We start from the raw sequence: 7,784 nt of genomic DNA on the forward strand, positions 1-7,784 counted from the left end.
ATCAATGGTCAAGAATACACCACAACCACTGATAATGATGGTAAATACAACTACATATATACTACTATCACTTTAGATGAAAATATTGTTAGTGTAAATTATCTTGGTAATAACAAGTACAGTCCTAGTAGTAATCAAACATCATTTAATGTACGTAAAATAAATACAAATCTATCCATTGATACAATTGATGATACAACAGTAGGAAGAGATATCACTGTTAGTGGTGTTCTTACTGATGAATTTGGAAACATATTAGCAAACACAAACATAACAATAATAGTTAATGGAAATATATTTAAAGCAACAACAGATGTTAATGGAGTATATAACTATGGATACACCATAGATGTAACTGGATTACATCGTGTAGATGTTATATATTCAGGAAATACAACACATTTCCCATCAAACAATAATACTTCATTTAATGTACGTAAAATTGATACAAATCTATCTATTAACACAATTAATGATACAACAATCTCTAGTAATGTGGAAGTAAGTGGAACACTTACTGATGAATATGAAAATATCTTGCCAAATACTACAATAACAATAAATATAAATGGTCAAGAATACACCACAACAACGGATAATAATGGTAAATACAACTACACATACATGGTAAATACATTAGATCAAAACACTGTCATTGTAAATTATCCTGGTGATGATAAATATAATTCAGCAACTACATTTACAACATTCAATGTAAGAAAAATAAATACAAAGCTATTTATTAACACAATCAATGATACAATAGTAGGACAAGATATTAATGTAGGTGGAGTTCTCAAAGATGAATTTGAAAACATATTAGTAAACACCACAGTAGAAATAACAATAACCAATCCAAAAGGTACAAAAAATACATATACAACAACTACAAATGAAGAAGGTATGTATTCAGTAACATATGCTGGAAACATAGATGGAACATATAAAGTAGAAGTAAATTATATTGGAAACAACACATATAATTCATCAAGTAATGAAACATCATTCAATACAAGAAAAATAAATACAAAACTAATAATAGATTCAATAGAAAACACAACAATAGATACAAATATATTTATAACAGGAAAATTAGTAGATGAATTTGGAAATATTGTACCAAATACATTTATAAATATAACTGTTAACAATAACATGATAGAGTTATATGTAGATGCAAATGGAACATTTACATGCATATACAAAACAAGTATTTTAGGAGAAAATAACATAACACTACAATACAATGGAAATGACACATATAATCCATCAAGTAATGAAGCATCATTTAATGTAAGAAAACTAAAATCAACAATTGTAGTAGATTCTATTGTTGGTTATATTGGTGAGAATATTACATTAACTGCAAGAATTACTGATGAAAATGGAAAACTTGTAAATGGGGGAAATATTGTATTTAAATTTAATGGTAAAACATTACGTGAAGATGGAAGATTTGACTCCACAGCAAGTCCAATGAAATTTAAAGTTGTAGATGGAATTGTAAAATATATAACAGTTGCAGATGCATATCTTAGAAATGTAAAACACATAACAGCCACATACAGTGGATCATATAATTATGAAAGTTCAAAAGCAGAATATAATCATGTATTACTAAACAAACGTAGTGCACAAATAAATGTAACAGTTACACCAAACTTCACAAAACAAAATACAAAAATAGTATTCAATGCAACAATCAAAGATGTAACAATAAATGGAACAAATACAAGTATTATAAATAATAATGGAAAAGTAATCTTTAAAATCAATGGTAAAGTCGTAAAAGATGAAGATGGTAATATAATCTTTGTAAAAGTAGTAAATAATTCTGCTAACTACACATATTACATACCAAATGGTATGGCATCAGTATACAACAACAGTGTTTTAAGAAATTATACTGTTGAAGCAGTGTATGGAAATCCATTATATGATTCAGATACAAGAAATACAACAATATTCAATGTGGAACAATCACCTATTAATATTAATGTAGCGAATATCACAATTAATAAAAACACAAACAAACTTACATTAAAAGCAAATATCACAGATTATCAAGAAAATCTAGTTGTAGGAACAAATAAGATATGTTTAAAAATTAATGATAAAACATTAACTGATGAATCTAACAATACAATCTACTATTATATAACAGATGGAATAATTGATTTAAGTAATATCACAGTACCAGCAATTAATAATTACCACAATATTACCATAGTAGCTGGTGAAAGATATGCATATAAATCAAATAAAATCACATCAACAGATATTAATGTAGTAGATAAATAGAATTCATCATCTCCTCCTATTTTTTTTTTAAATAAAATTACTTTCAAAATTACTCTAAAATACATATTATAGCTATATATTAGTAGTTATCATATAGTAATTAGAAGATGAAACTTATGACAGAAACATTAGAAAATATTTTAAAAGCTAATAAAAAGTATTCAGAAAAAATTAAAAATCAAAAAAAACTACCACATAATGCGAAATTTGCAATAGTAACATGTATGGATGAAAGAATTGATCCTGTACAATTTGCTGGACTTAGAAATAATGCACATGTAATACGTAATGCTGGTGGAAGAGTAACTGATGATGTTATTAGATCACTTATAATTTCACATAAATTACTTGGAACACAGGAATGGTATGTAATACAACATACAGATTGTGGAGGAATGACATTTACAAATAATGAAATCACAGAACTTCTATCAGAAAGTCTTGAATCTGCAGAATACGGAGAAAATGGGTGGTATAATCCAAGTAAAGAAGGAGGATCTGTAGAGGGACAATATATTAATTTTTATCCAATAGATAATATTGAAAAAACAGTAACTGATGATGTTACACGTCTTAAAAATCATCCATTGGTACCATCTAATATTCCAATATATGGATACATATATGATGTTGAAAGTGGGGAATTAATAAAAGTTGACAAGGCCTGTTCCATAGGTACCTCTTGTGAATAGATTCATCTATATTCTTTTTTATTTTTTTTATGAGTGGTAAAAACTATTTTTTTATATAAAAATTACTACTAATATAACATAACATATTTAAATAAGGTTATATATAAATTATATTATTATTCTTAAGTTTACTTATCTAGATTTTATGTATTTTTCATAATTTCATTCCTTGCACTTAAGAAGAATATTCTATATTTTTTAGAGGATTAGATATTTTTGAGTAGAAGAAAACGACCTAATTGGATAAACACTATAGCACTCGAGAGGATGCAGATACTGTTTGAACAAGCAGAGAAGGAATTTTCAAAACACCCAGAACGATCTGATCGATATGTTAAGTTAACTCGTAATATCTCTACTAAATATAATATACCATTACCTAATTATTGGCGAGGAAGGTTTTGTAAAAATTGTAATAAATTCCTTAAACCAGGGTCTAACTTAAGAGTAAGACTTTCTAACAACACTATTTCTAGAAAATGTCTAGAATGTGGTGATTTAAAGAAGGTTCCTTACACTAAAAAAAACTAGGGTTATATAATAAATAAATGGAGTAATGATTAATTTGAGCAAAGTCCAGAGTAGAAAAGAGATAATGAGAAATTCTTTAAATGCTATTGAAATTAATATTGGTAAAAATGGTATTAATGACAATGTAATTGAAGAAATAAAACGTCAATTAAAAGCTGGAGAAATTGTTAAAGTAAGATTTTCTAGAAATATTGCTTCTAATAAGGACGAATTCCTAGAAACTATTGTTACTAAAACAAAATCTAAGTTAATTGATGTTCGTGGTAATGTAGCTGTATTATATAAGAGAAAGTAATCTCTAAAAGTATAGGTAAAAACTAAAACATTATAATTTAATAGGAGGCAAATTAAACCATGACAACAGCATTTGATGTACCTGCTGAAAGTTTAATTAGCGCAGTAAGTAAAGAATTAAAAGAAAATGATAAAATAAACACACCAACATGGGCAATGTTTGTTAAAACAGGAGTTCATAAAGAACGCAGACCTGAAAACCCTGATTGGTGGTATGTAAGAACAGCAGCTCTTTTAAGAAGAGTATATGTAGATGGTCCAGTTGGAATTAGTAGATTACAAACTAAATATGGTGGCAACAAAGATAGAGGAACTAGTCCTGAAAAATTCAAAAGAGGTAGTGGATCTATTATCAGACATGCATTACAACAATTAGAAGCTGCTGGATATGTTCAACAATCTGAAGAAGGAAGAACTGTAACACCTGCAGGACAATCCTACTTAGATAATAAAGCAGCAGAAATAATTAAAGATATTCCAGAATTATCAAAATACTAAATTAGTAAGTTGTTAATGATATGGAAATTAAAGGAGTTGTACTAAATGAGTGATCTTGACGAAATTAGACGTAGAAGAATGGAACAATTAAAACAACAGCAACTTGCAGCACAACAGCAACAAGGAGCTAGTTTAGAACAGATGCAACAAGAAGAACAGGCAAGGCAACAATTTGAAAATCAGAAAAAGAATGCTTTAAGGCAAATATTAACACCTGAGGCACGTCAGAGACTCGCAAACTTAAGATTAACTAAAGCAGAACTTGTAAATGCTATTGAAATGCAATTAATTCAAATGGCACAAGCTAAACGTTTACAAATTCCTGTTACTGATGCAACACTCAAACAAATCTTAAGAGAAACAACTAGTAATAAACGTGAAATTCATATCACACGAAAGTAGAATTTTAATATAATATATGATGTATTCTTATGAAAGCAGCTGTATTATATAGTGGTGGTAAAGATAGTTCATTAATGGCTGTTATATTAGACAGACTTGGATATGATGTAGAATTAATTACAATTAATTTTGGTATTTTTAATTCAAGTATTCCTGCACAAGAATCTGCTAAGAGTTTAGGTTTTAAACATAAAGTTTTAAATCTTGATAAAACAATTCTAACAGATGCAGTGGATATGATTATTAGAGATAATTTTCCAAATAATGGTATTAATCATATACACCATATGGTTCTTGAACATTTAGCTGATGAATATCAGGTAATTGCTGATGGAACAAGAAGAGAGGATAGAATTCCTAAACTTAAATTTTCTGAAATTCAAAGTTTAGAGGATCGTAAAGGTATTCAATATCTTAATTTAACAGGTATTGGATATAAAACCATAAATGATACTAGTGATAGATTATTTACTCTTCAAAAATCAGAAAGTAACATACATAATAGTTCTGATTATGAAATGGAAATTCGAGTCTTACTTAAAGAGAAGGGATATGACACTAATGAAATTTTTCCACAACATATTCAATCAAGAGTTATAGGATGGAAGGAAAATGAGTAGAAATAAAGATTTACCTAAAAAATTAAGATTAGCTAAAAAAACTAAACAAAACAGAAGAGTTCCTATCTTTGCTATGATGAAAACAAATAGAAAATTAAGAACTCATCCACAAGCTAGACAATGGAGTAGAAGTAAAATAAAAGTATAGGCTTATGGCTTTATAATTTTTATTTTATAAAATAAACGTATAGGAGTATAATAGAATGGAAAGAATTTACACAATTCCTCTAAGGGATGTTAAAAGAGTACCTAGAACAAAAAGGTCACCAAAAGCAATGAAATACATTAGAGAATTCATTCAAAAACACATGAAAGCAGAAGACGTTATCATTGATCAAGCTATTAACGAAAAAGTATGGGAAAGAGGACGAGAAAAAATCCCATCAAAAATTAAAGTTAAAGCTGTTGAAGATGATAAAACAGTAACAGTAACATTAGTAGATGAATAAATAATTTTTTTACTAAATGCTAACTATGAGATTATTATGTTATCTATCTCTTTATCATAAAATACGAGTTACTAAAGATTTAGATAATAATGTATACATGTAACAGAGAACTTAATCACTTCTCTACCTACTTAAATATAATCTAAAATATTTTAGAGATGGGTATTTTGATTATATTGATACATATTTAATAAAAAAAATAATAGTACACAGATGGAGTAATAAAAATGATACAAAAATTTGATATTGATGGAAATCCTAATTTAGGTGTTTCTATTTTGGCAAAGGATAATGTTGCTATAGTTTCACCAGGACTCCAAGATTCATACTTAAAAAGTATTAAGGAAACATTAAATGTACCAATAATTAAAACACCAATCTGTGGTAGTAATCTAGCAGGAGCATTAATGGCTGGAAATTCTAACGGTCTACTTATATCACCATATGTCTTTTCACATGAATTAGATGTATTACGTGAACATGATATTAATGTTGAAATTATGCCTGATAAATTAACTGCAATAGGTAATATTATTGTAGCTAATGATAATGGAGCACTAGTAAATCCAAGTTTATCTGATGAAGCTAAAAGAATTATTAAAAATACTCTTGAAGTAGAAGTTGTTGAAACTTCTATAGCTGGTTTAGATATTGTGGGTTCATTAGTTGCAGCTACCAATAGAGGCGCATTAGTACATCCAGATGCATCAGAAGAGGAATTAGATTTAGTTGAAGATGTATTAGGTGTACCTGCAGAAATCGGTACAGTTAACCGTGGAGTTAAACTCGTAGGAGCATGTATCATTGCAAATTCTAATGGAGTCATTGTAGGAAATAAAACTACAGGACCCGAACTAGCAAGGATTGATCAAGTATTTAATTTATTTGAGGGATCATTATGAAAACAAAAATATATAGAGTAAAAGGAAAATTATTAGATATAGATAAAACTAAACCATTTACACGTGAATTAAAAGGGACCAAAGAAGCAGATGTAGAAGAAAAATTATATTCTGAATTTGGTAGTAAACACAGATTAAACAGAAATCAAATAATCTTTGATGAAATTTCTGAAATAACAGCAGATGAAGTAACTGACCCTGTTGTACAAAATTTAATTTAAATGTGCCGTTGTAGACCATTAATTGAAAATGGAGAGTATTTCTTATGGAAGATAGACAAAAATTAGAACAAATGGTCACTGAAATTAACCAATTACAACAACAAGGTGAAACAATAACCCAACAAATTGAACAGTTAAATCAGTCACTTGCTGATATTACAACTGCTCAAGAAGCTGTTAAGGGTATTAAAAATGCTACAGGTAAACAAACTTTAGTTCCTATAGGAGCTGGATGTTTTATTGAAACAGAACTTAAATCTGAAGATATCATAGTAGGAGTAGGTTCTGATGTTGCAATAAAAAGATCACGTGAAGAAACTGAAAAAACTCTTCAAACTGATAAAGAAGAAGTACAAAAATTAATCGGTTCATTAACTGAACAATTACAAAAAATTAATGAATATATTGCACAAAAAAGACCTGAAGCAGAAAGATTAATGAAAGAAACAGGAGTACAATAGGTACTCTAAGTTTTAACTTCTTTTTTTTAAATAACCATCAAATATAAAACTATTTTTCATGGATTTTAATAATAAAATTGATTATCCACAATATTTCGATTCTCATATTAATTGATTTAATAAAGTATTATTAGTTATAAAAGTAATATATTTAATTAATAGATATTATTATATTTTTTAAAAATATAATGGATGTGAGGAGCTTGTTTGATTTTATAAGAAAACGAATAAATAAGACTATTAAAGATGCATCAGATGCTATACCAGAAGAAGAAATGGAAACTAATGAAACAGATACTGAAATTGAAGAAAAAAATGATGTATCTACTGGAGAAAAAGAAATTACTACGGATACAGAAGTATCTGATGATAATTCAAAGAATATGGAAGAATCTGAAGAAGATGATAAAGAA

General features: G+C 27.8%; 12 protein-coding genes and 1 pseudogene. All 13 read left to right on the top strand.

Going from position 1 to position 7,784, the window contains the following annotated elements; translation table 11 throughout:
- A partial coding sequence (locus BZ132_RS02900; RefSeq protein WP_286940445.1) for a hypothetical protein occupies positions 1–2,301 on the top strand: 2,301 nt, incomplete at its 5' end.
- 116 nt (positions 2,302–2,417) lie between these two features.
- Entirely contained in the window at positions 2,418–2,993 is a 576-nt protein-coding gene (locus BZ132_RS02905) for a carbonic anhydrase (protein ID WP_286940447.1), read from the top strand.
- A gap of 267 nt (positions 2,994–3,260) precedes the next feature.
- Positions 3,261–3,524 (top strand): ribonuclease P protein component 4, encoded by a 264-nt coding sequence (locus tag BZ132_RS02910; protein ID WP_232048216.1) that lies wholly within the window; start codon positions 3,261–3,263, stop codon positions 3,522–3,524.
- A gap of 25 nt (positions 3,525–3,549) precedes the next feature.
- Positions 3,550–3,819 (top strand): YhbY family RNA-binding protein, encoded by a 270-nt coding sequence (locus tag BZ132_RS02915; RefSeq protein WP_011406191.1) that lies wholly within the window; start codon positions 3,550–3,552, stop codon positions 3,817–3,819.
- A 59-nt stretch (positions 3,820–3,878) separates the two neighbouring features.
- Positions 3,879–4,316 (top strand): 30S ribosomal protein S19e, encoded by a 438-nt coding sequence (locus BZ132_RS02920; RefSeq protein ID WP_011406192.1) that lies wholly within the window; start codon positions 3,879–3,881, stop codon positions 4,314–4,316.
- A 45-nt stretch (positions 4,317–4,361) separates the two neighbouring features.
- The gene (locus BZ132_RS02925; protein ID WP_011406193.1) at positions 4,362–4,718 is read left to right on the top strand and encodes a DNA-binding protein; all 357 of its coding nucleotides are present in this window, start codon (positions 4,362–4,364) and stop codon (positions 4,716–4,718) included.
- A gap of 29 nt (positions 4,719–4,747) precedes the next feature.
- Positions 4,748–5,338 (top strand): asparagine synthase-related protein, encoded by a 591-nt coding sequence (locus tag BZ132_RS02930; protein WP_011406194.1) that lies wholly within the window; start codon positions 4,748–4,750, stop codon positions 5,336–5,338.
- Positions 5,331–5,486, top strand: a complete 156-nt coding sequence (locus BZ132_RS02935) for a 50S ribosomal protein L39e (protein ID WP_048059712.1) — start codon at positions 5,331–5,333, stop codon at positions 5,484–5,486. Before BZ132_RS02930 ends, BZ132_RS02935 begins: the two co-directional genes overlap by 8 nt.
- A 55-nt stretch (positions 5,487–5,541) precedes the next feature.
- Entirely contained in the window at positions 5,542–5,787 is a 246-nt protein-coding gene (locus BZ132_RS02940; protein ID WP_011406195.1) for a 50S ribosomal protein L31e, read from the top strand.
- 227 nt (positions 5,788–6,014) lie between these two features.
- Positions 6,015–6,689, top strand: a complete 675-nt coding sequence (locus tag BZ132_RS02945; RefSeq protein ID WP_011406196.1) for a translation initiation factor IF-6 — start codon at positions 6,015–6,017, stop codon at positions 6,687–6,689.
- Positions 6,686–6,910 (top strand): 50S ribosomal protein L18Ae, encoded by a 225-nt coding sequence (gene rpl18a, locus BZ132_RS02950; RefSeq protein WP_011406197.1) that lies wholly within the window; start codon positions 6,686–6,688, stop codon positions 6,908–6,910. Before BZ132_RS02945 ends, rpl18a begins: the two co-directional genes overlap by 4 nt.
- 44 nt (positions 6,911–6,954) lie before the next feature.
- Positions 6,955–7,371, top strand: a complete 417-nt coding sequence (pfdA, locus tag BZ132_RS02955; protein WP_011406198.1) for a prefoldin subunit alpha — start codon at positions 6,955–6,957, stop codon at positions 7,369–7,371.
- 203 nt (positions 7,372–7,574) lie between these two features.
- A pseudogene (locus BZ132_RS02960) lies at positions 7,575–7,784 on the top strand (signal recognition particle-docking protein FtsY); the annotation flags it as partial.

Source organism: Methanosphaera sp. DEW79, assembly GCF_003266085.1.
In the GTDB taxonomy this organism is placed as follows: Archaea; Methanobacteriota; Methanobacteria; order Methanobacteriales; family Methanobacteriaceae; genus Methanosphaera; species Methanosphaera stadtmanae.